Origin of the sequence: Lysobacter sp. GX 14042 (assembly GCF_021390425.1) — a bacterium.
In the GTDB taxonomy this organism is placed as follows: Bacteria; Pseudomonadota; Gammaproteobacteria; order Xanthomonadales; family Xanthomonadaceae; genus Novilysobacter.
Map to the genome: position 1 here is coordinate 395982 of NZ_JAJUWY010000001.1, position 23439 is coordinate 419420.

Below are 23439 nucleotides of genomic sequence, written 5' to 3' on the forward strand. Positions count from 1 at the left end.
GGTCAGCGGACCTGGTAGTTCGGCGGCTCGCGGGTGATCTGCACGTCGTGCACGTGGCTCTCGCGGGAACCGGCACTGGTCACCCGGACCATGACCGGCTCGCGGCGCATCGCCTCGATGGTGGCGCAGCCGACGTAGCCCATGGTCGAGCGCAGGCCCCCGGCGAGCTGGTGGACGATGTTGCGCAGCGGGCCGCGGTACGGGACCCGGCCTTCGATGCCCTCCGGCACCAGCTTGTCGGCGTCGGCGGTGTCCTGGAAGTAACGGTCCTTCGACCCCTTCTCCATCGCCGCCAGGCTGCCCATGCCGCGGTAGCTCTTGTAATGGCGCCCTTGGAACAGCTCGCTCTCGCCGGGGGATTCCTCGGTGCCGGCGAACAGCCCACCGATCATCACCGAGGAGGCGCCGGCGGACAGCGCCTTGCCGATGTCGCCCGAATAGCGGATGCCGCCGTCGGCGATCAGCGGAATGCGGTCCTGCAGCGCCTCGGCGACCATGTCCACCGCGGTGATCTGCGGCACGCCCACGCCGGCGACGATGCGGGTGGTGCAGATCGAGCCCGGCCCGATACCGACCTTGACCGCGTCCGCGCCGGCATCCATCAGCGCCAGCGCGGCCTCGCCGGTGACGATGTTGCCGCCGACCACCTGCACCTGCGGGAAATTCTTCTTGACCCAGGCGACGCGGTCGATCACGCCCTGGGAATGGCCATGGGCGGTGTCGACCACCACCACGTCGACCCCGGCGGCGACCAGCGCCTCCACCCGCGCCTCGGTGTCGCCGCCGACGCCGACCGCGGCCCCGGCCAGCAGGCGCTCGCTGCTGTCATAGGCGGCGTTGGGGTTGTCGGTCTTCTTCTGGATGTCCTTGACGGTGATCAGGCCCTTGAGCTGGAAGTCGTCGTTGACCACCAGGACCTTTTCGATCCGATGGCGGTGCAGCAGCGCCATGACCTCGTCGTCGGAGGCGCCCTCCCTCACCGTGACCAGCCGGTCCTTGCGGGTCATCACGTGGCGCACCGGATCGTCGAGCTTCTTCTCGAAGCGCATGTCGCGGCTGGTGACGATGCCAAGCAGCTGGTCGCCGTCCACCACCGGCACCCCGGAGATGTTGCGCTCGCGGGTGAGCTTGAGCACCTCGCCGATGGTCGCATCCGGCCCGACGGTGAAGGGCGACTTGATGACACCGGCCTCGAAGCCCTTGACCAGCGCGACCTGCGCGGCCTGCGCCTCGACCGACATGCTCTTGTGGATGATGCTCAGCCCGCCGAGCTGGGCCATGGCGATCGCCAGCCGGGCCTCGCTGACCGTGTCCATGGCCGCCGACAGGAACGGCAGGCGGATCTTCAGGTCGCGGGTGACGCGGGTTTCCAGCGAGACGTCCTTGGGCAGGACGGTGGAATGCGCCGGGATGAGGGAAACGTCGTCGAAGGTGAGCGCTTCGGCCTGGATGCGCAGCATGGTGGCGGCCCGGGGGGATGAAGCCGCTCATTGTATCGCGTCGTTGCGCTTGTGGCGGACCCGTGCGCCGCACGCCCGGGTCGCCGGTTCAGTGCTCCCCGGCCTCGGCCGCTTCGGCGGCGTCCAGGGTGTTCTGCATCAGGGTCGCGACCGTCATCGGCCCGACCCCGCCGGGGACCGGGGTGATCCAGCTGGCGCGGCGCGCCGCCTCCTCGAAGTCCACGTCCCCGACCAGCCGGCCGTCGTCGCGCCGGTTGATCCCCACGTCGATGACCACCGCGCCCTCGCGCACCCACTCGCCGGGCACCAGACCCGGCACCCCGGCCGCCACGACCAGGATCTCTGCGTTGCGGACCGCCGCCTCCAGGTCCTCGCGGCGGGTGAAACGGTGGCAGCAGGTGACCGTGCAGCCGGCGATCAGCAGTTCCAGTGCCATCGGCCGGCCGACGTGGTTGGACACCCCGACGATGGTGGCCCGTGCGCCGCGGACCGGCCGGTCGGTCCAGGCCAGCAGCGTGGTGACCCCGCGCGGGGTGCACGGCCGCAGGCCGAACTGGCGCAGCGCCAGGTGGCCGACGTTCTGCGGGTGGAAGCCGTCCACGTCCTTGCGCGGATCGATGCGGTGGATCAGCGCGCTGGCGTCCCGGCGGTCCGGCAGGGGCAGTTGGACCAGGATGCCGTGCACGCCGGGATCGGCGTTGAGCCGGTCGACCAGTTCCAGCAGTTCCGCGTCGGTGGTGTTGGCCGGCAGGTTGTAGTCCAGCGCCCGGATCCCGACCTTCTCCGCCGCCGTGCGCTTGTTGCGCACGTAGACCGCCGAGGCCGGGTCCCCGCCCACCAGCACCACCGCGAGCCCCGGGGCCGGCAGCCCACGGGCCAGCCGATCATCGACCCGTGCCTTCAGCTGCTCGAGCAGCTGCCCGGCGATCTGCTTGCCATCGAGGATGCGGGCCTTGTGTTCGCTCATTCAAAAACCGGATGCGGAGGCGGGGGGCGGCGGATTATCGCATCACCCGGCCGGTGACCTGTTCAGCCGGCGCAGAACTGCTCGTAGTCGATGTAGCCGGGGAACGTGCGCCCGGGGGCGCACACCGGGCAGCCGGGATCGGCCGGCACCCGGGTCTCGCGGAAACGCATGGCCAGCGCGTCGAAGCGCAGCAGCCTCCCGGCGAGCGGTTCGCCCAGCCCGAGCAGCAGCTTGACCGCCTCGGTGGCCTGCAGCAGCCCGATGACCCCGGGCAGCACGCCGAGTACCCCGTTGTCGCTGCAGTTCGGGGCGAACTCCGGCGGCGGCGGCTCGGGGAACAGGCAGCGGTAGCAAGGCAGCACGCCGCGGTGGCGGCCGGCATCGAACACGCTGGCCTGGCCGTTGAAACGGTCGATCGCGCCATAGACCAGGGGCTTGCCCAGCTTCACGCAGGCATCGTTGAGCAGGTAGCGCATCGGCAGGTTGTCGCCGCCATCGACGACCACGTCGGCGCCTTCCAGGAAATGTTCCACGTTCGCCGAGGTGATGCGCTCGCGCAGCGCCTCCACCCGCAACCCCGGGTTGAGGGCCAGCAGTGCCTGGCGCGCGGAGTCGACCTTGGGCACGCCGATCCGTTCATCGGTGTGCAGGATCTGCCGCTGCAGGTTGCTGCGCTCGACCACGTCGTCGTCGGCGATCGCCAGCGTGCCGACTCCCGCGGCGGCCAGATAGTAGGCCGCGGGCGAGCCGAGCCCGCCGGCACCGACAATCGCCACCCGCGAGTCGAGCAGCCGGCGCTGGCCCGCCTCGCCGACCTCCGGCAGGCGCAGGTGGCGCGAATAGCGGTCGTGGAAGTCCGGGTCGCCCGCCGGGTACGCCAGCGGCAGGTCCCCGGCCGCCCAGGCCCGGGTGCCACCCTCGACCGAGGCGACGCGCCGATACCCGGCCTCCAGCAAGCGGGACGCGCACGCCAGCGAGCGCTTGCCACCCTCGCAGATCAGCAGGACCTCGGCATCCCGGTCGGGCAGCACCCCACCGGGTGCCTCCAGCAGCGCATCCAGCGCGGTACCCAGCGCGCCTTCGGCCATGCCACCGGCGCGCTCGTGCGCCTCGCGCACGTCCACCAGCACCGCGCCGCGGTGCTGCCGCCGGCGTGCCTCGGACGGGGAAACGGTTTCGATCGCCATGCCGGGATTATCCGCCGGCCGGCCCGGTGCGCCTAGCGACGCTTGACGTGCCGCAGCAGGCGCCGCTTGCGCGCGACCTGGCGCTCGGTGGGGGCGTTGCGCTTGCCCTCGTAGGGGTTGGCGCTTTCCCTGAACATGAAGCGCACCGGCGTCCCGACCAGCTTGAAGCGCTTGCGGAAGAAGTTCTCCAGGTAGCGCTTGTAGCTGTCCGGCAGCATCCGCAGCCGGGTGCCGTGGATGATGAAGGTCGGTGGGTTGCTGCCCGCCGGATGGGCGAAGCGCAGCTTGGGCGCGTGTCCGCGCACCGCGGGAGGCGGGGTCGTCTGCACCGCGACCTCGATCGCCCTGGTGACCTCGGTGGTGCCGAACTCGCGGGTGGCCGAGGCGTGCGCGCGGTGGATGGCCAGGAACAGCTCGCGCAGTCCCGAACCGTGCAGCGCGCTGATGCGCACTGCCTCGGCCCAGTCCACGAACACCAGCTTGCGCTCCAGCATCGCCTGGGCCTGGCTGCGCTGGTAATCGTCCAGCCCGTCCCACTTGTTGACCGCGATCACCAGGGCGCGGCCCGCGTCCAGTGCGTAGCTGAGCACGCTGACGTCCTGGTCGGTCACGCCCTCGCTGGCGTCCACCATGACCACCGCGACCTGGCAGCGCTCGATCGCCTGCAGGGTCTTGACCACGGAGAATTTCTCGACCGCCTCCTCGACCCGGGCACGCCGGCGCAGGCCGGCGGTGTCGATCAGCCGGTACTGGCGCCCGTCGCGCTCCATGTCGATGGCCACCGAGTCGCGGGTGGTGCCCGGCACCTCGGAGGCGATCATGCGCTCCTCGCCCAGCAGGCGGTTGACCAGAGTCGACTTGCCCACGTTGGGGCGGCCGATGAAGGCGATCCGCAGGCGCCCGGGATCCTCCTCGGGCTCCGGCTCGCCGGACTCCTCCGGCAGGCGCTCCTGGATCTCGTCGATCAGGTCGTCGATGCCCTGCCGGTGCGCGGAGGACACCGCGACCGCATCGGCCAGGCCGAAGTGCGCGAACTCGGCCAGCACCTGCTGGACGTTCAGCCCCTCGGACTTGTTGACCACCAGCAGGATCTGGCGCGCACTGCGCCGCAGCCAGGCCAGGATCTCCTCGTCCAGCGCCGAGGCGCCTTCGCGGCCATCGGTGATGAACAGCACCAGGTCGGCCTCGGCAGCGGCCAGCCGAGCCTGGCGCGAGGTGGCACCGGCGAGGCCTTCCTCTTCGCCACCGATGCCGCCGGTGTCGACCACCGAGAATTCCCGTGCATCGTCCGGGCGGCAGATGCCGTAATGCCGGTCGCGGGTCACGCCCGGCTGGTCGTGGACCAGTGCGTCGCGGGTGCGCGTCAGCGCATTGAACAGGGTCGACTTGCCGACGTTGGGCCGGCCGACCAGGGCGACGACGGGGAGCATGTCAGGGCTGCTGGCCGAGCTGGTAGGCGGCAAGGCGGCCACCGGTGTCCTGGACGACCAGGATCCCGTCGGACACCACCGGCGCACCGCGGACGGGGTCGCGCCCCAGCCGGGTACGGGCGGCGAACTCGCCGTTGTACAGCCGCATCCAGTGCAGGTAGCCCTCGGCATCGCCGACGACCGCGTACTCGCCCTGCGCCGCGGGGGCGCTCACGCCGCGCCGCAGCAGCCCCGGCTGCTGCCACAGGGCACTGCCGGTCGTCTTGTCCAGCCCGTAGACGGTGCCGTCGCCCGCGGTGGCGACCAGCACGCTCGCGCCGGCGGCCAGTCCGCCGAGGCCGCCGTTCTCGCTGGCCCACATCGGCTGCCCGGATGGCGCGTCGATGGCAATGGTGGTTCCCTTGAAGCTGGTCGCATAGATGGCGGTGCCGTCCAGCAGCGGCTGGCCGTCGACATCGGCCATCCGGTCCAGCTCGGTGCGGCCTTCCTGCTGGCCGACCGGAACCTCCCACAACGGGCGGCCGTCACCGGCGGCGAGCGCGACCAGGGTGCCGTCGTCGTTGCCGATGAACACATAGCCCGGGCCCAGCACCGATCGCCCGTTCCCGCGTACCGACAGCGGCGGCACGTCATGGTTCCAGAACCAGCGGCGCTCGCCGTTGCGCACGTCGAACGCCGTCAGGCGGCCGTCGTTGGAGCGCACGAACACCATGCCCAGTCCGATCATCGGGGCGGAAATGACCTCGTTGCCGACCTGCGCGCTCCAGCGCTCCTCTCCGCTCGCCGCGTCCAGGGCGACCACTTCGCCGTCCAGCCCGCCGACCACCACCAGCCCGTCGCCCACGCCCGGACCGCCGCTCAGGCGCAGGTCGCTGGGGTAATGCCAGACTTGCGCGCCGCTGCGCAGGTCGTATGCCCGGACGCCGCCACGCACCGCCGCGGCGAACACGCGCCCGTCGGCGACCGCCGGCACCTGGCCCACGCCCAGCTTGCCCTCGCCCTTGCCGGCACTGGCGCTCCACAGCTTCTGGATGCTGGCGGTGGGGGCGAATTCGACCAGCGGCGCTGGGCCGGCCTCCTTGTCGTCGTCCTTGGAGAACCAGCCGCGCACCGTGCTGCAGCCGGCGACCGCGACCACGCAGCAGGCAACGAGCGCCACGCGGGCAAGGCCCGGCAGGCGGGGCGCACCCGGACGGGCGGCGGATGCGGGAACCGTGTTCATCATCAGGAGCTTGCCTCGGGTTCTGCTGCGGCCGGCACGCCACCGACCTGTGTGAGCTTGAGTTCGATGATGCCGCGACGCGGCGATGCCGCGTCCAGACCTTCCAGCGCCGCGGCATAGGCCTCGCGCGCAGGCGCGGTCTCGCCCATGGCGTAACGGGCATCGCCGCGGATTTCCAGCGCCGCGGCCCCGGGGGCGCCGGACACCAGCTCCAGCGCCTCCGCCGGCTTGCCGGCCTCGATCAGCAGGCGCGCCAGGCGCCGCTCGACCACGTCGCCCAGCAGTGCGGTATCGCCCCGGGTCGCGCGCAGGGTGGCGATCGCCGCCTCGATGTCACCGCCGTCCACCTGCGCGGCGGCAAGTTCGAGCGAGGCAAGCTGGCGGTAAAGCCCGGGATCGAGTTCGCCGACCTGCGCCTGCGCGTCGCCCGCGCCCGATTCGATGGCCGTCACCACGGCATGGAAGCGGTCGGCCGCCAGCAGTTCCTGCTGCTGCTGGTGGCCCTGCCACCATTTCCAGCCGCCGATGGCGGCCAGGCCGAGGGCGATGCCGCCCACCAGTCCGGCGCCGTTCTGCCGCAGCCACGCGCGTACGCGTTCGCCCTGTTCGTGTTCGTCGAGAAGATCGTCAATCGCCATGCGCGCACGCCATGATGTCGCTCGCCGCCACGCCAGCGAGGGCGCCCGGGAGCCGTTGCGGTAGACCCTGGAAAGGGGCCGTGGGGCTCCCGGCGGAAGCGGCCGGATCAGTCGGCGCGCGCCTGGAGCGAACCGTCAGAGGATAACGCAAAGCGCGCCACGTTCGCGCGGGCAAAAGCCGACAGATCGACCGCCTGGCCCCCGTTGCGGGCGTCCACCGCGGCGACGTTGCCCAGCACCACCTCGCCGATCTCGCCCGGGCGGTAGCTGCGGATGTCACCCTCGCCCAGCAGGGCCTGCTCGATGACCGAACCGTCGGGCGCCGACACTTCCACCCAGCTGGCGCCGGTAAACGCCAGCACCAGCCCGTCCGCCGCGGTCGCCGGGGGTGGCGGAGGCGCCTTGTCGGGCGCTGCCGCCGGTGCCCGGGCGCCGCCCATCGAGGCAAGCACCGGCGTGCGCTCGACGACGCCCGGCTCCTGCCCGTCCAGCGGCGCGTCGACCCGGGCGCCAGGCACGACGTCCAGGCTGCGGACGTCGATCTCGTTGGACAGGTGTGGCCGGGTGGTCCACCAGACCGGCACCGCCAGCACCGCGGTGATGGCGATATACATCGCGCGCCGGGTGGCCTGCTCGAACATCCGCCGGTAGCGCGGCACGTGGGAATGGCTCACCAGCGGCGGCGGGGCCAGCCCCTCGAGCTGGCGCTCGACCTGCGCCGGGTCCAGCTCGATGGCGAGGGTGCGCGCATAGCTGCGCAGCTGTCCGCGCACGAAGATCGGCGCACCCGCGCGCGCCCAGTCGTCGCTTTCCAGCGCCCGCAGTGACGCCACCGGCATGTGCAGCCGGTCCGAGAGGTCCTCCAGGCTCAGGCCGGCCCGCTCGCGCGCCGCGCGCAGCCGGGCACCACAGCTTTCACCCACGGCCCCGATGTCCTCCCCGATGGGCTGGTTCATCGTCAGTCGCCTTTCCCCATGACGGAGTCCGGGGCGCTGCCCGGGAACTCCTCCCGCAATTGTCGAACGTAACGCTCCGCCGCCCGGACGTCGCCCAGCGCGGTCTCGATCTGTGACGCAAGCAACAGGGTAGCCGGTTCGGGGGGGGCCGCGTCCAGCCTCCTCTGCACGAACGCGCGGGCACGCATGTGGTTGCCGGCCCGGTATTCGCGCTCGGCCATCGCAGCCAGAGCCACCGGGCTGGCTGGATCGCGCTGGAGCGCCCGCTCCAGGTAGCGGGCCGCCTCGTCCTGCATTCCGGCGCGCTGCGCACACTCGCCCGCGTTGGCCAGCGCCCCGGCGGCGTTGCCGTAGCCGGGCACCCCGGCGGCGGTCTCGAACCACTCCAGCGACTCCCGCTCGCGCCCGTTGCCGCACAGCCAGGTGCCGTAGTTGTTGTGCATGCCGGCGCGGGTCGGCGCCAGTTCGACCGCCCGCCGGTAGTGCGCGCCGGCCGCACGGGACTCGCCGCGGCGGTCGGCGACCAGGGCGGCCAGCGTATGCGCGGCAGGCGAGCCGTCATTGTCGGCAAGCGCCTGCCGTGCCAGCTTCGCGGCAGTATCCAGGTCGCCGGCGCGCAGCGCCTCCTGGCCCTCGCTCAGTGCGACCTGCAGCGCAAGCGCACCCTTCCGGTCGCCACGCAACTGCACTTCCGGCGCGGTGCGGGTGTACTCGCCGCGGCTGGTGTCGGGGCGGACGAAGCTCAGCCGGCTGCAACCGGCGAGCACCAGCAGCACAAGCACTGCCAGCAGCCCCCTCGCCACCCCCTCCCCCACCCGCATCAGGTCCCGCCCCCCGCGGCCAGCCGCTTGCGGAACTCGGACTGGCGACGCGTGCGGTCCATCACCTGCCCCTTGAGCTGGCCGCAGGCCGCATCGATGTCGTCGCCGCGGGTACGGCGCACGGTGGTGAGCACCCGGGCTTCCTGCAGCAGCTTCTGGAAGGCGCGGATGTCCTCCTCCGGCGAGCGCTCGTAGCGGGTGCCCGGGAAGGGATTGAACGGGATCAGGTTGACCTTGGCCGCGTCCTTCATCTGCACCGCGTTGTCGAAGCGGCGCATCAGCCGGGCCAGTTCGCGGGCGTGCTGCGGCTGGTCGTTGACCCCCTTCATCAGGGTGTATTCGAAGGTGACCGAGGCGCCCTTCTTGCGCAGCGCGTAGCGCACGCAGGCCTCCATCAGCATCTCGATCGGATACTTCCTGTTGAGCGGCACCAGTTCGGTGCGCAGCTCGTCGACGGGCGCGTGCAGCGACACCGCGAGCGAGACATCGCATACCTCGCCCAGCCGGTCGATCTGCGGCACCAGGCCGGAGGTCGACAGGGTCACGCGCTTGTTCGCCAGGCCGTAGCCCAGGTCGTCGCGCATGATGTTCATCGCGCGCACCACGTTGTCGAAATTCATGAGCGGCTCGCCCATGCCCATCATCACCACGTTGGTGAGCCGGCGGCGCTGGTGCGGCAGGTTGCCCAGCTGGCGGGCGGCCACCCAGACCTGGCCGATCACCTCGGAAGTGGTCAGGTTGCGGTTGAAGCCCTGGGTGGCGGTGGAGCAGAAGCTGCAGTTGAGCGCGCAGCCCACCTGGCTGGACACGCACAGCGTGCCGCGGCCCTTGTCGGGGATGTAGACCGCCTCGATGGCGTTCTTCGGGTCCATGCCGATCAGCCACTTGATCGTGCCGTCGGCGGACGGTTTCTCCAGCAGGACCTCGGGCGCGCGCACCACCGCGTGCTCATGCAGCTTGGCGCGCAGCGCCTTGCCCAGGTCGGTCATCTGGTCGAAGTCGGTGACGTAGCGGTGGTGGATCCACTTCATCACCTGGTGGGCGCGGTAGCGCTTCTCGCCCAGTTTCTGCTCGAAGAAGTCCTCCAGCCCGGTGCGGTCGAGGTCGAAGATGTTGGTTCGCGCATCGGGCGCGGGAGCGATGGCCGCCCCCGCGGCGGCAACCTGCGGCCGCACGCCTTCGGCGTCCAGCAGGGCAATGTCGATCGCGGTGTCGCGGGGGGCGGTCATGGCAGGCGTCGGCTCAGCGGGCGTAGACGTCGGTGGCCGGGAAGAAGTACGCGATCTCGGTCGCGGCGTTCTCCACGCTGTCGGAGCCGTGCACGGCGTTGGCGTCGATGCTGTCGGCGAAGTCGGCGCGGATGGTGCCGGCCGCTGCTTCCTTCGGGTTGGTCGCGCCCATCAGTTCGCGGTTCTTCGCCATCGCGCCCTCGCCCTCCAGCACCTGGATCATCACCGGGCCGGAGATCATGAACTCGACCAGCGCGCCGAAGAACGGGCGCTCGCGGTGGACGGCGTAGAAGCCTTCGGCCTCGGCCTTCGACAGCTGCTTCATCTTCGAGGCCACGACCTTCAGGCCGGCCTTCTCGAAACGGGTGTAGATCTCGCCAATGACGTTCTTGGCGACGGCATCGGGCTTGATGATGGACAGGGTGCGCTCGAGCGCCATGTGCGGTTCTCCGGGTGGGCGGGCCGCCGGGGACTTCCGGAGCCCGAGGATACAGAAAAAACCCGCGTCTCGACGCGGGTTTAGCCTTGGAAGCTGGCGGAATTCTATCGGAATACGCGCTGCCGTGGAGACAGGGTCGACCCGGGTTTGACGCCTCTTCAGGGGAGGTCTAGCATCAAACAATCGTTTGATTCAGGGCCGCGTGCCGGAGGATCCATGGCCACCGCGCCATTCTCGACCAAGGACCGGATCCTCGGCGCCGCCGAGGAACTGTTCGCCCAGTACGGGTTCAGCGGCACCTCGCTGCGTCAGGTCACCAGCCGCGCGGACGTGAACATCGCCGCGGTGAACTACCACTTCGGCAGCAAGGAAAACCTGGTCAACGAAGTCTTCCGCCGGCGCATGGACGAGATGAGCTCGCACCGGCTGGACATGCTGCGCCGGGTGGTCGCCGAGCAGCCGGGCCAGCTCGAACCGATCCTCGCCGCCTTCGTCGAGCCGGCACTGGCGGTCGCCGGCGACCGGCGCGGTGGTGGCGCCTTCGTGCGCGTGATCGCCCGCGCCTACGCCGAGAAGAACGACACCCTGCGCAAGTTCCTGTCCGAGCAGTACGGCCACGTGCTGCGCGAGTTCGCCCGCGCCATGTCCGCCTGCCTGCCGCACCTGGACAAGGAGCAACTTTACTGGCGGCTGGATTTCGTCGCCGGGGCGCTGACCTATGCCATGGCCGACTTCGGCCTGATCAAGCGCCCGCACGGAGTGAACGAGCAGCAGCACCGCGAACGCGCCGCGCGCGAACTCATCCGTTTTGCCGCGGCTGGAATGAAGAGCTGAAATTCCGCTTTTTCAAGGAGTTATAAAGATGTCCGAGAAACTGCTTGTACGACGCGCGGCCGTGCTGGGCGCCGGCGTCATGGGCGCGCAGATCGCCGCCCACCTGGTGAACGCCGGGGTCGACACCGTGCTGTTCGACCTGCCGGCCAAGGAGGGCAAGCCCAACGGCGTCGTCGAGCAGGCGATCGCCCGGCTGGGCAAGCTCAAGCCGGCGCCGCTCGCCGACAAGTCGCTGGCGGCGAAGATCATCCCGGCCAACTACGAGACCGGCCTGGAGCTGCTGGAAGACTGCGACCTGGTGATCGAGGCGATCGCCGAGCGCATGGACTGGAAGCAGGACCTGTATCGCAGGATCGCCCCCCACGTGCCGGCGCACGCGGTACTGGCAAGCAACACCTCCGGGCTGGGCATCAACAAGCTGGCCGAGGTGCTCCCCGAGCAGCTGCGCCCGCGCTTTTGCGGCGTGCATTTCTTCAACCCGCCGCGCTACATGCACCTGGCCGAGCTGATCCCGGCGCGCGGCACTGAAGACGCCGTGCTGCGGGGGCTCGAGGCCTTCCTCACCACCACCCTGGGCAAGGGCGTGGTCTACGCCAAGGACACCCCGAACTTCATCGGCAACCGCATCGGCGTGTTTTCCATGCTCGCGGCCATGTACCACACCGCCCAGTTCAAGCTCGGCTTCGACACCGTCGATGCGTTGACCGGGCCGGCGATCGGCAGGCCCAAGTCGGCCACCTACCGCACCGCCGACGTGGTCGGCCTGGACACCATGGTCCATGTCATCAACACGATGGCCGAGACCCTGCCCGAGGATCCCTGGCACAAGTACTTCAAGGCGCCGAAGTGGCTGGCGGGCCTGGTCGAGAAGGGCGCGCTGGGCTCCAAGACCGGTGCCGGCTTCTACACCAAGAAGGGCAAGGAGATCCTGGTGCTGGACGTGGAGGCGCAGGACTACCGCCCCTCCTCCAGCGACCTGGACCCGGCGGTCGCGGCGCTGCTGAAGGAGCGCGACCCGGCGAAGAAGTTCGCCGCCCTGCGCGCCAGCACCCACCCGCAGGCGAAGTTCCTGTGGGCCTGCTTCCGCGACACCTTCCACTACAGCGCCTACCACCTCAAGGACATCGCCCTGACCGCCCGCGACGTCGACCTGGCCATGCGCTGGGGCTACGGCTGGTCGATCGGCCCGTTCGAGTCCTGGCAGGCGGCCGGCTGGAAACAGGTGGCCGAGTGGATCGCCGAGGACATCGTCGCCGGCGAGGCGATGAGCCCGGCCGAACTGCCCGACTGGGTGTTCGACGGCCGCGACGGGGTCCATTCCAGCACCGGCAGCTACAGCCCGGGCCGCGATTCGATGGTGCCGCGTTCGAGCCATCCCGTGTACGAGCGCCAGCGGTTCCCCGACGCCCTGCTGGGCGAGAAGGCGTCGAAGGGCCGGACCGTGTTCGAGAACGACGGCATCCGGATGTGGGCCGACGAGGGCGACGACATCGCCGTGGTCGGCTTCAAGACCAAGATGCACACCGTCAACGACCAAGTGCTGGACGGGCTGCAGGAAGCGGTCCGGATCGCCGAGCGCGACTTCGGCGGGCTGGTGATCTGGCAGCCCGGCGAGCCGTTCTCGGCCGGTGCCGACCTGGCCGGGGCACTGGGCCTGCTGCAGTCCGGCGACGCCGAGGGCTTCGATGCGATGGTCGCCAACTTCCAGCGCACCAGCATGGCGATCAAGTACTCGCTGGTGCCGGTGGTGGCGGCGGTGCGCGGCCTGGCGCTGGGCGGTGGCTGCGAGTTCCAGATGCATGCCGCGCACACCGTGCTCGGCCTGGAGAGCTACGTGGGCCTGGTCGAGGCCGGCGTCGGCCTGCTGCCGGCCGGCGGCGGCCTCAAGGAACTGGCGCTGCGTGCCTCCGAGCGAGCGGGCGCGGGCGGCGACGTGTTCGCCGAACTCAAGAACGTGTTTGAGACCGTGGCGATGGCGAAGGCCTCGACCTCGGCCATGGAAGCCAAGGCGCTGGGCCTGGCGCGCCCCACGGACACCGTGGTGTTCAATGCCTTCGAGCTGCTGCACGTGGCCCGGGTGCAGGCACGCGCCATGGCCGCCTCCGGCTACCGCCCGCCCCTGCCCGCCCGCGCCATCCAGGTGGCCGGCGACGTCGGCATCGCGACCTTCAAGATGATGCTGGTGAACATGCTCGAGGGGCGGTTCATTTCCGCGCATGACTACGAGATCGCCACCCGCATCGCCACCGTGCTGTGCGGTGGCCAGGTCGACCGTGGCACGCGTGTCGACGAGGAATGGCTGCTGCGCCTGGAGCGCGAGCACTTCGTGGCCCTGGCGCAGATGCCCAAGACCCAGGAACGCATCGCCCACATGCTCAAGACCGGCAAGCCGCTGAGGAACTGATAGATGACCAGACAGATCCAGGACGCCTACATCGTCGCCGCCACCCGCACTCCGGTCGGCAAGGCGCCGCGGGGCGTGTTCCGCAACACCCGGCCCGACGAGATGCTCGCGCACGTGCTGCGCGCCGTGGTCGCCCAGGCGCCGGGTGTCGACACTAGCCGCATCGCCGACGTGATCATCGGCTGCGCCATGCCCGAGGCCGAGCAGGGCATGAACGTCGCCCGCATCGGTGCGCTGCTGGCCGGCCTGCCGGACACGGTGCCGGCGCAGACCATCAACCGCTTCTGCTCCTCGGGGCTGCAGGCGGTCGCGCTGGCGGCCGACCAGATCCGGCTCGGCCACGCCGACCTGATGCTCGCCGGCGGCACCGAGAGCATGAGCATGGTGCCGATGATGGGCCACAAGGTGGCCATGAGCCCGCAGGTGTTTGCCAGCGACGAGAACGTCGCGATCGCCTACGGCATGGGCATCACCGCCGAGAAGGTCTCGGAGGAATGGAAGGTCTCGCGCGAGGACCAGGACGCCTTCGCCCTGGCATCCCACCAGAAGGCGCTGAAGGCGATCGAGGCCGGCGAGTTCCGCGACGAGATCAGCCCCTACGAGATCGTCTCCCACCTGCCCGACCTGCGCACCGGGAGCATCCGCGAGAAGAAGACCGTGGTCGACACCGACGAGGGCCCGCGGCCGGATACCAGCGCCGAAGGGCTGGCGAAGCTGCGCACGGTCTTCCGCAACGGCCAGTTCGGCGGCACGGTGACCGCGGGCAACAGCTCGCAGATGTCCGACGGCGCCGGGGCGGTGATGCTGGCCTCGGAGAAGGCGGTCAAGGACTACGGGCTGACCCCGCTGGCGCGCTTCGTCAGCTTCTCGGTCGCCGGCGTGCGGCCGGAGGTGATGGGCATCGGCCCGATCGCCGCGATTCCCAAGGCGCTGGAGCAGGCAGGCCTGACCCGCGACCAGATGGACTGGATCGAACTCAACGAGGCCTTCGCCGCGCAGGCGCTGGCGGTGATCCGGGACGTCGGGCTGGACCCGGACAAGGTCAATCCGCTCGGCGGCGCGATCGCCCTGGGCCATCCGCTCGGCGCGACCGGCGCGGTCCGCACGGCGACGCTGGTCCACGGGTTGCGCCGCCGCCAGCAGAAGTACGGCATGGTGACGATGTGCATCGGCACCGGCATGGGGGCGGCGGGGATTTTCGAGGCCTTGTGACCTCACCGCAAGCCGGCGCGTGCAATTTGGGCGTGCCGGTATGTCGTGGTTTGGCGTGCGGCGCAATACGCCGCCCGATGGGCGGCTATTGCGCCGGATCTGCACGCCTCAATCCAGCTCGGTGACCCCGAGCTCCTTCAACGCATCCTGCATCAGCACCTGGGCGGCCTCGCTCAGCTTCTCGTTGTCGAGGGCGTAGCGGATGGTCGCCTCGACCAGGCCGATGTGGGTGCCGCAGTCGAAGCGGGTACCGCGGAACCGGTAGGCATCGACCTGCTGTTCCTGGAGCAGGCGGGCGATCGCATCGGTGAGCTGGATCTCGCCGCCGGCACCGGGCTCGGTGGACTCCAGCAGATCGAAGATCCGCGGCGTGAGCACGTACCGCCCCACGACCGCCAGCGTGCTGGGGGCGTCGTCCGGCTGCGGCTTCTCGACGATCCCGGTGATCCGCCCCTGCCGTTCGCTGAAGTCTTCGGTGGCGACGATGCCGTAGCTGGCGGTCTTTTCCGCCGGCACGTCCTGCACCGCGATGACGCTGCCGCCGGTCGCTTCGGCGACATCGGCCATCTGGCTCAGCGCGCCGGGACCCCGGTTCCAGATCAGGTCGTCGGGCAGCAGCACCGCGAACGGCTCAGCGCCCACCACCGGCTTGGCGCACAGCACCGCATGGCCCAGCCCCAGCGCCTCGGTCTGGGTCACGAACACCGCCCTCACCCGGTCGGGGATGGTGCTGCGGACAAGCTCCAGCTGCTCGGTCTTGCCGGCACGCTCGAGCTTCTGCTCCAACTCGTAGGCCTTGTCGAAATAGTCCGCCACCGCGTGCTTGTAGCGGTTGGTGACGAACACCAGGGTCTCGCAACCGGCCTGGATGGCCTCGTCCACGGCGTACTGGATCAACGGCCGGTCGATGATCGGCAGCATCTCCTTGGGCACGGTCTTGGTTGCGGGCAGGAACCGCGTCCCCAGCCCGGCGACCGGGAACACGGCAGTACGGATACGTCGGGACATCTACACCTTCCTGGCAGTACGTGACGGAAACGCCACCACGGTGGGCGGCACAGCCTCCCGCGGACGGGGTGGCTGGCCGATGGGCTTGAACTCGGGTACGGCGGAGGCCAGCAGCCGCTGCAACCGGTCCAGGTCGTAGCAGGCCGATGCGTCACGCAGCGAGGTCACCGCGGTGCCGATCTCGCCGGCCGAGACGTCGCGCGGTTCGGCCTGGAGGATCTTCGGGTGGCTGGTGGCGCGGTAGCGCTCGTCGGCATGGAACAGCGTCTCGTGCAGCTTCTCGCCCGGACGCAGGCCGGTGTAGACGATCGAGACATCACGCCCCAGCTGCTTGCCGGCCAGGCGCACCATCTGTTCGGCCAGCAGCCGGATCGGCACCGGCTCGCCCATGTCCAGGGTGTAGATCGCCTCGTGGGTGCCGATGGCCGCGGCCTGCAGGATCAGCTGGCAGGCCTCCGGGATGGTCATGAAGTAGCGGGTGACCTCCGGATCGGTGACGGTCACCGGCCCGCCCTTGCGGATCTGCTCGCGGAACAGCGGCACCACGCTGCCGGCCGAGTCGAGCACGTTGCCGAAGCGCACGGTGACGAAGCGCGTATGCCGCTGGTCGGCCAGCCCCTGGCAGACCATCTCGGCCATCCGCTTGGTCGCCCCCAGGATGTTCCCGGGGTCGACCGCCTTGTCGGTGGAGATCAGCACGAAGGTGCCGACCTGGGCATCGCGGCAGGCGCGCGCCAGGGTTTCGGTGGCCAGCACGTTGTTGCGCACCGCCTCGCGCAGCTGGCCCTCCAGCAGTGGCACGTGCTTGTAGGCGGCGGCGTGGAAGACCGCCTCCGGCTGGGCCAGTGCGAGCGCATGCGCCACCACCGCCGGGTCGCCGCAGTCACCCAGCACGCAGGCGAAGTCGAGGTCGGGGAAGTCCCGGCGCAGCGATGCCTCGGCGCGGATCAGGGCAAGCTCGTTGGTCTCCACCAGGGTGATCCGGCGCGCGCCATGGCGGGCGCACTGCCGGCACAGCTCGGAACCGATCGAGCCCCCGGCCCCAGTCACCAGCACCGAGCGCGCCCCCAGCCAGGACCGGATCGACTTCCAGTCCGGCAGCACCGGCTGGCGCCCGAGCAGGTCCTCGATCGCGACCTCTTTCAGCTGGCCCGGCTGCGAGCTGCCGTCCAGCACGTCGCGCAGCCGCGGGACCATGCGGAACGGCAGGCCGGAATGCTCGCACGCGCCCACCACCCGGCGCATCGCCTCCGCGTCCGCCGACGGCATCGCGATCACCAGCAGGCGCGCGGCGGTCTCCCGGGCGATCTCGGCGACGTCCTCGACCTTGCCGAGCACCGGCACGCCTTGCACCTTGGTGCCGCGCAGCCGTCTGGCATCGTCCAGGAAACCGACCGGGTGGTAGTGCCCCAGCCGCCGCAGGTCGCGCACCAGGGCTTCGCCGGAGTGGCCGGCGCCCAGGATCAGGATGCGGGTGGTCCCCTCCCCGCCCCGGTCCATGCCGCTGTCCTTCCAGGCGCGGTACAGCAGGCGCGGGGCGCCCAGCATGCCCATCAGGACCAGGGGGTACAGCACGACCACGGTGCGCGAGACCAGGTCCATGCGGTTGTACAGGAACAGCGCCAGCACGATCGCCACCAGGCCCAGCGCCGAGGCCTTGAAGATGTTCCACAGGTCCGGGACGCTGGCGAAGCGCCACAGGCCCCGGTAAAGGCCCACCCGCCAGAACACCAGCCCCTGCGCGGCGAGCACCAGCCCGACCTCCGGGGACAGCCACGGCATTGGCGGCGGGTTGACCATGACCCCGAAACGCAGCCAGTGCAGGCCCTGCCACACCAGCCAGACCATCGCCAGGTCGTGGACGACCACGGCCAGCCTCGGCAGCGTCCCGGCCCAGCGGTCGCGCCAACCCGTCATGCGTACTCCTCGCTCATTCGGTTCCCGTTTCTCCGCCGGATCGGCCGTGCCGCTGGAGCAGCCACCAGATTGAAGCCGCGCCGGTATACCACCCCGCGCAGATGCAGAGGATGAAGACGGCGTCCACGTCCCTGCAGGCCCAGGCAAGCACCAGTCCCGCCACGGTCCACGCGCCATAGGCGAGCGTGACCGGCACATGCCCCACCCGGCGTGCCCAAGCCTGGTAGGCGTGCTGGACATGCGGCGTCCACCAGCGCTCACCGCGCACGACGCGCCGGCCGAGGGTCAGCCCCGCGTCGACCAGGAACGCCGACAACGGCAGGAACAGCAGCAAGCCGGACGCCGGGCCGGCGCCGGCGCCGAACACGCCCCCCAGCGCCGCCAGTGCAAAACCGAGCGCACCACTGCCCACGTCACCCATGAAGATCCGGGCGCGCGGGAAATTGTACGGCAGGAAGCCCGCGCATGCCGCCGCCAGGGCCAGGGCGACCAGGAAGCCGCCCCCGTCCAGCGCCGCTGCCAGCCCGGCCGCCACCAGCAGCGCCTGGCTTGCGGCGATGCCGTTGATCCCGTCCATGAAGTTCCAGACATTGACCAGCACCAGGATCGCCGCGAACACCGCAGCCGCGAGCGGCCACGCGCCCCCGGCCCGCCACAGGGCAAGCGCGAACACCGCCGCCGCCACCGCGTGCACCACCAGCCGCAGCCAGGGCGAGAGCGGCCGGTGGTCATCCAGCAGGCCGACCAGCGCGACCAGCGCCAGTCCCACGGCGAATGCCCCGGCGACGCCCGGATGCACCGGTCCGGCAAGTCCCGCCGCCGCCCCGGCAAGGCCCAGCAGCAGCACCGCCACGATCGCGATCCCGCCCCCCCTCGGCGTGGCCGTGGAGTGGCTGCGACGCTCACCGGGATGGTCGAGCAGGTCCCGGTGCACGGCGTATGCGCGCGCCAGCCAGGTACCCAGCGCCGCCGCGGCGGCCAGCACGGCAAAGACCGCCCACGCGGCAGCAACGGGTACCGGAATGGCCACCGTTCACACCACGGCGTAGTTCAGCATCGGCTTGATCGAGCCCCATTCCTTGCAGCTGGGGCATTGCCAATGGTGGCTGCGCGCGCCGAAGCCGCAACGGTTGCAGCGGTAACTCGGATTGCGCACCAGCAACTGGTCGGTGATGTTGCCCAGGTCCTTCAGGGTCGCGACCGGATCGGCGCCCTCGGCCAGGCTGAGCTCGATCAGCGCCGCCTCGCCGCGGACCGAGGGCCGGTCCTTGAGTTCCTTGGCCAGGAACGCACGGGCCGCCGGCACGCCGTCCTGGCCCTCCAGCATCCGGGTGAGCGCCAGCACCGGGGCGATGCCGCGGTAGTGCTCGCTCATCTCCGACAGGAAGGCGCGCGCACCGGTGGGGTCGCCGACCCGCTCGTAGCAGGCCAGCAGCGCCGGCATCACTTCCGGCAGGTAGTCCGGGTCGTGGCGGGCCACCCGCTCGAAGGCGCGGATCGCGGCGACCTCGTTGCCGGCCTCGACCTCGATGCGGCCCTCGAGCATGCCCGCGCGGACCGAGTTGGCGTCGGCCTGGTAGGCGCGGGCAACGGCGTCGCGCGCGGCCGCCTCGTCGCCGTTGGCGCGATGCCGGTCGGCCAGCTCGCACTCGAACTGGGCGATCAGCTTGCCCATCGGCTCGTCGGTCGCGTCTTCGTAGCGCCGGGCGTTCTCGATCGCCTTGGGCCAGTCGCGCTCGGCCTGGTAGATGTTGATCAGGTGCCGCAGCGCCAGCGGCGCGCGCATGTCCAGGTCGACCAGGTCGCTGAACACGGTCTCGGCGCGGTCCAGCAGCCCGGCGCGCATGTAGTCCTCGCCCAGCGCCAGCAGCGCCTGGACCTTCTGCGGGTCGCTGAGCCCCGGACGCTGCACCAGCGCCTGGTGCAGGCGGATGGCGCGGTCGACCTCGCCGCGGCGGCGGAACAGGTGGCCCAGCGCGACCTGGGTCTCGAAGGTGTCCTTGTCGAGCTCGGCGATGTGCAGGAACAGCTCGATCGCCTTGTCGGGCTGCTCGTTGAGCAGGTAGTTCAGGCCGCGGAAATAGGTCGTCGACAGGCGGCTGACCTGGGTGTCGCTGTGGCGCTCGCCACCGCGCCGGCCGACCACCCACCCGCTGACCGCCGCGATCGGCAGCAGCAGGAAGAACCAGAACCACTCGCTGATGAAGTCCATCCGCTCAGGGCCTCCCGGCCGGGGGCGGAGGCGGTGCGCCAGCCGGCCGCATCCGCCCGGCCGCGACCGCCAGGCCGCCCAGCAACGCGCCCAGCAGCAGCGCGACGATCAGCGCGATGCCCAGGTTGGCGGGGATCCCGGCGAAGCCGAGGTTGACGACCACCGGCTGCACGTTGAGCGCACCCACAAGGGCGCCCAGCAGGATGCAGGCAATCGCGATCAGCAATCGGATCAGACGCATGGTGGCTCCAGGACGGCTGCACAGGGGCGACAAGCTTAGCCGCCCGGGCGGGCCTGCAGCCACAGCGCGGCGTCAGTCGTTCTCGTCGACCGGCATCACGTCGCTGACGCGCTCGCGCAGCTCCTTGCCGGGCTTGAAATGGGGGACATGCTTGCCCGCCAGGGCGACCGGTTCACCGGTCTTGGGGTTGCGGCCCATGCGTGGCGGACGGTAGTGCAGCGAAAAGCTGCCGAACCCGCGGATCTCGATCCGCTCGCCGTCGGCCAGGGTCGCGGCCATGGCCTCGAGCAGCGTCTTCACTGCCAGGTCCACGTCCTCGGCCTTCAGGTGCGGCTGGCGGCGCGAGAGCATCTCGATTAGTTCGGATTTGGTCATGGTCGGTTTCTTGCCGGGTCCCGGGGCCGGGAAAGAAGTCGGGCCACGCCCGGTGCCGGCCTCCAGCGCCGGCTGATACGAAGACGGCCCGACCACGGGGCCGGGCCGCCATCGACAGGTGGCGCCCGCAAAGCGGGCACCACCACGGTCCGCAGCTTACTCGGACTTGTTGCCCAGCTGCTCGCGCAGCAGCGCGCCCAGCTTGGTGGTGCCACTGGCAGCGTCGGCACTGGCGCGGTTGTAGTCGGAGACGGCTTCCTGCATCTCCGCCTCGTCCTTGGCCTTGATCGACAGCTGCATCTGGCGGCCCTTGCGGTCCATCCCGATGAAGCGCGCCTCGACCTCCTCGCCCACCTTCAGCACCTTGCTGGCATCGTCCACGCGGTCACGCGAGATGTCGCGCGCGGCGATGTAGCCCTCGATGCCGTCGGCCAGTTCGACCAGCGCGCCCTTGGCGTCCACTTCCTTGATGGTGCCGGTGACGACCGAGCCACGGGTGTTCGACGCCATGTACTGGCCGAACGGATCCTGCTCCATCTGCTTGATGCCCAGGCTGATGCGCTCGCGCTCCGGGTCCACCGCCAGCACCACGGCCTCGACGGTATCGCCCTTCTTGAACTCGCGGACGATGTCCTCGCCGGTGGTGTTCCAGCTGATGTCCGACAGGTGCACCAGGCCATCGATGCCGCCGTCCAGGCCGATGAAGATGCCGAAGTCGGTGATCGACTTGACCTGGCCCTCGACCTTGTCGCCCTTCTTGTGCAGGACGGCGAAGGTCTCCCACGGGTTGGAGGTGACCTGCTTCATGCCCAGCGAGATGCGGCGACGCTCCTCGTCCACGTCCAGCACCATGACCTGGACCTCGTCGCCGACCTGCACGATCTTGGACGGGTTGACGTTCTTGTTGGTCCAGTCCATCTCGGACACGTGCACCAGGCCCTCGACGCCCGGCTCGATCTCGACGAACGCACCGTAGTCGGTGACGTTGGAGACCTTGCCGAACACGCGGGTCTCGGACGGGTAGCGGCGGGAGATGTTGTCCCACGGATCCTCGCCCAGCTGCTTCAGGCCCAGGCTGACGCGGTTGCGCTCGCGGTCGTACTTGAGCACGCGGACGTCCAGTTCCTGGCCGACCTCGACCACCTCGGACGGATGGCGCACGCGCTTCCAGGCCATGTCGGTGATGTGCAGCAGGCCGTCGATGCCGCCGAGGTCGACGAACGCACCGTAATCGGTGAGGTTCTTGACCACGCCCTTGAGCACGGCGCCCTCGACCAGCTTCTCCATCAGCGCCTCGCGCTCCTCGGAGTGCTCGCTCTCGACGACGGCACGGCGGGAAACCACGATGTTGTTGCGCTTGCGGTCGAGCTTGATGAGCTTGAACTCCAGCTCCTTGCCCTCGAGGTAGGTCGAGTCGCGCACCGGGCGCACGTCGACCAGCGAGCCCGGCAGGAAGCCGCGCACGTCCTTGATGTCGACGGTGAAGCCGCCCTTGACCTTGCCGCTGATGCGGCCGGTGATGGTCTCGTTGTTCTCGAGGGCTTCCTCGAGCTCGTCCCACACCATGGCGCGCTTGGCCTTCTCGCGCGAGAGGATGGTCTCGCCGAAGCCGTTCTCGATGGCGTCGAGCGCGACCTTGACGTCGTCGCCGACGGCCACCTCGAGCTCGCCCTCCTCGTTCCGGAACTGCTCGATCGGCACGATGCCTTCGGACTTCAGCCCGGCGTTGATCACCACCACGTCGCCGCGGATCTCGACAACATGGCCGGTGACGATGGCACCCGGCTTCAGCTTGGCGAGGCGGGCCTCGCTCTGTTCGAACAGTTCGGCAAATGATTCGGTCATTGGAAAATTTTCCGGTTTGACAAACGGGCCTCGGCTGCCGTGGATCCGCCGGCGCTGGACGTGCCGTGCGGCGGCCTTGCCTGGCCCACCCGTTTGATATGGTGCGGACAGGCCACACCGGTCTGGTTGGTGGATCCGCCGCGTCGTGCGGCGGGGCTTGCTGCGTTACTTCGTCATTGCGTGTTGCGTACCGCGGTGTTGCGTATTGCTGCTACGACTGCTGCGACCGGCCACGGCCGGCTTGCGAGACGACCGCAAGCACGCGCCCGACGACTTCCTCGATGTCCAGCCCGGTGGTATCGACCGTGACCGCGTCGGCGGCCGGACGGAGCGGCGCCACCGCGCGGCTGGCATCGCGCGCATCGCGGGCGAGGATCTCCCGCAGCAGACCGCTCAGGTTAACGGAAACCCCCTTGTCGCTCAACTGCTTATAGCGGCGCTCCGCCCGCTCCTCGGCACTGGCGGTCAGGAACACCTTGGCCCCGGCATCGGGGAAGATCACCGTGCCCATGTCGCGGCCGTCGGCAACCAGCCCGGGCGCTTGCCTGAATGCGCGCTGGCGCTCCTTCAACGCCTCGCGGACCTCGGGGATGGCGGCGATCGCGGACGCCGCCGCGCCGGCGGTCTCGGTCCGCAGTTCCCCGGTGGCGTCGCTGCCGTTCACCAGCACCCGCAGTTCGCCGCCCTCTTCGCGGAAGTCGACCACGGTGTCGAAGGTGCAGCGCACCAGGGCCGCGGGATCGGCCAGGTCGATGTCGCCCCAGCCGGCGGCGACCCCCACCGCGCGGTACAGCGCGCCCGAGTCCAGGTAGTGCCAGCCCAGGCGCTCGGCCACCAGGCGGCTGATGGTGCCCTTGCCCGAGCCGGACGGGCCATCGATGGTCAGGACCGGCGCGGCGCCGGTCGGTTGCGTGTCATTGTCCATGGGGCGCCATTATCCGGTCCCGTGGCGCAGCCGGCCATGCCCATCGCACCCTGCATGGCCACTTGCGCGCCGCTCCGCATGCGGGCTAGACTTGCGGGCTTGCCGAATCAACACTCG

The 23439-nt window shown here is 70.2% G+C and carries 21 protein-coding genes; 3 read left to right on the forward strand and 18 right to left on the reverse strand.

The window, feature by feature from the left end:
- Window positions 1–2: 2 nt before the first annotated feature.
- From guaB to ndk, 10 genes are all read right to left on the reverse strand, one after another.
- On the reverse strand, window positions 3–1460 hold the full coding sequence (gene guaB, locus LY625_RS01835) for an IMP dehydrogenase (RefSeq protein WP_233737296.1): 1458 nt from the start codon (window positions 1458–1460) through the stop codon (window positions 3–5).
- Between the two features lie 88 nt (window positions 1461–1548).
- On the reverse strand, window positions 1549–2427 hold the full coding sequence (gene folD / locus LY625_RS01840) for a bifunctional methylenetetrahydrofolate dehydrogenase/methenyltetrahydrofolate cyclohydrolase FolD (RefSeq protein ID WP_233737297.1): 879 nt from the start codon (window positions 2425–2427) through the stop codon (window positions 1549–1551).
- A 62-nt stretch (window positions 2428–2489) separates the two neighbouring features.
- Window positions 2490–3614, reverse strand: coding sequence for a molybdopterin-synthase adenylyltransferase MoeB (moeB, locus tag LY625_RS01845; protein WP_233737298.1), 1125 nt, complete (start codon window positions 3612–3614; stop codon window positions 2490–2492).
- 32 nt (window positions 3615–3646) lie between these two features.
- Window positions 3647–5044, reverse strand: a complete 1398-nt coding sequence (gene der / locus LY625_RS01850; RefSeq protein ID WP_233737299.1) for a ribosome biogenesis GTPase Der — start codon at window positions 5042–5044, stop codon at window positions 3647–3649.
- 1 nt (window position 5045) lies between these two features.
- Window positions 5046–6266 carry an outer membrane protein assembly factor BamB gene (bamB, locus tag LY625_RS01855; RefSeq protein ID WP_233737300.1) on the reverse strand — a complete coding sequence of 407 codons (1221 nt, stop codon included), beginning with the start codon at window positions 6264–6266 and terminating at the stop codon, window positions 5046–5048.
- A gap of 2 nt (window positions 6267–6268) precedes the next feature.
- A complete protein-coding gene (locus LY625_RS01860) occupies window positions 6269–6904 on the reverse strand; it encodes a tetratricopeptide repeat protein (protein ID WP_233737301.1) in 636 nt (211 codons plus the stop codon).
- A 107-nt stretch (window positions 6905–7011) separates the two neighbouring features.
- Window positions 7012–7860: a RodZ domain-containing protein gene (locus tag LY625_RS01865; protein ID WP_233737302.1), complete on the reverse strand. Its 849-nt coding sequence runs from the start codon at window positions 7858–7860 to the stop codon at window positions 7012–7014.
- 2 nt (window positions 7861–7862) lie between these two features.
- The gene (gene pilW / locus LY625_RS01870) at window positions 7863–8681 is read right to left on the reverse strand and encodes a type IV pilus biogenesis/stability protein PilW (RefSeq protein ID WP_233737303.1); all 819 of its coding nucleotides are present in this window, start codon (window positions 8679–8681) and stop codon (window positions 7863–7865) included.
- Window positions 8681–9910, reverse strand: coding sequence for a 23S rRNA (adenine(2503)-C(2))-methyltransferase RlmN (gene rlmN / locus LY625_RS01875; RefSeq protein WP_233737304.1), 1230 nt, complete (start codon window positions 9908–9910; stop codon window positions 8681–8683). Before rlmN ends, pilW begins: the two co-directional genes overlap by 1 nt.
- 13 nt (window positions 9911–9923) lie before the next feature.
- The gene (gene ndk / locus LY625_RS01880; protein ID WP_233737305.1) at window positions 9924–10349 is read right to left on the reverse strand and encodes a nucleoside-diphosphate kinase; all 426 of its coding nucleotides are present in this window, start codon (window positions 10347–10349) and stop codon (window positions 9924–9926) included.
- Between the two features lie 216 nt (window positions 10350–10565).
- Here ndk and LY625_RS01885 point away from each other — a divergent pair, with 216 nt between their 5' ends.
- From LY625_RS01885 to LY625_RS01895, 3 genes are read left to right on the forward strand one after another with little or no spacing between them, the layout of a single operon-like run.
- The gene (locus tag LY625_RS01885) at window positions 10566–11183 is read left to right on the forward strand and encodes a TetR family transcriptional regulator (RefSeq protein WP_233737306.1); all 618 of its coding nucleotides are present in this window, start codon (window positions 10566–10568) and stop codon (window positions 11181–11183) included.
- A 28-nt stretch (window positions 11184–11211) separates the two neighbouring features.
- Window positions 11212–13587 carry a 3-hydroxyacyl-CoA dehydrogenase/enoyl-CoA hydratase family protein gene (locus LY625_RS01890; RefSeq protein ID WP_233737307.1) on the forward strand — a complete coding sequence of 792 codons (2376 nt, stop codon included), beginning with the start codon at window positions 11212–11214 and terminating at the stop codon, window positions 13585–13587.
- A 3-nt stretch (window positions 13588–13590) separates the two neighbouring features.
- A complete protein-coding gene (locus LY625_RS01895; RefSeq protein WP_233737308.1) occupies window positions 13591–14799 on the forward strand; it encodes an acetyl-CoA C-acyltransferase in 1209 nt (402 codons plus the stop codon).
- 108 nt (window positions 14800–14907) lie between these two features.
- Here the strand turns inward: LY625_RS01895 and galU are convergent, their stop codons facing one another.
- The 8 genes from galU to cmk all read right to left on the reverse strand — a co-directional run bounded on the left by galU (window position 14908) and on the right by cmk (window position 23322).
- Entirely contained in the window at window positions 14908–15807 is a 900-nt protein-coding gene (gene galU / locus LY625_RS01900; RefSeq protein ID WP_233737309.1) for a UTP--glucose-1-phosphate uridylyltransferase GalU, read from the reverse strand.
- Window positions 15808–17724, reverse strand: coding sequence for a nucleoside-diphosphate sugar epimerase/dehydratase (locus LY625_RS01905; protein ID WP_233737310.1), 1917 nt, complete (start codon window positions 17722–17724; stop codon window positions 15808–15810).
- Window positions 17725–17737: 13 nt separating this feature from the next.
- Window positions 17738–18754, reverse strand: coding sequence for a hypothetical protein (locus LY625_RS01910; protein WP_233737311.1), 1017 nt, complete (start codon window positions 18752–18754; stop codon window positions 17738–17740).
- A 3-nt stretch (window positions 18755–18757) separates the two neighbouring features.
- Complete coding sequence (gene lapB, locus LY625_RS01915; protein WP_233737312.1) at window positions 18758–19936, reverse strand: lipopolysaccharide assembly protein LapB; 1179 nt, start codon at window positions 19934–19936, stop codon at window positions 18758–18760.
- 4 nt (window positions 19937–19940) lie between these two features.
- Window positions 19941–20177 carry a lipopolysaccharide assembly protein LapA domain-containing protein gene (locus tag LY625_RS01920; RefSeq protein ID WP_233737313.1) on the reverse strand — a complete coding sequence of 79 codons (237 nt, stop codon included), beginning with the start codon at window positions 20175–20177 and terminating at the stop codon, window positions 19941–19943.
- 72 nt (window positions 20178–20249) lie between these two features.
- A complete protein-coding gene (locus tag LY625_RS01925) occupies window positions 20250–20552 on the reverse strand; it encodes an integration host factor subunit beta (RefSeq protein ID WP_233737314.1) in 303 nt (100 codons plus the stop codon).
- A gap of 156 nt (window positions 20553–20708) precedes the next feature.
- Entirely contained in the window at window positions 20709–22397 is a 1689-nt protein-coding gene (gene rpsA / locus LY625_RS01930; protein WP_233737315.1) for a 30S ribosomal protein S1, read from the reverse strand.
- A 211-nt stretch (window positions 22398–22608) separates the two neighbouring features.
- A complete protein-coding gene (cmk, locus tag LY625_RS01935; protein WP_233737316.1) occupies window positions 22609–23322 on the reverse strand; it encodes a (d)CMP kinase in 714 nt (237 codons plus the stop codon).
- Window positions 23323–23439 lie beyond the last annotated feature (117 nt).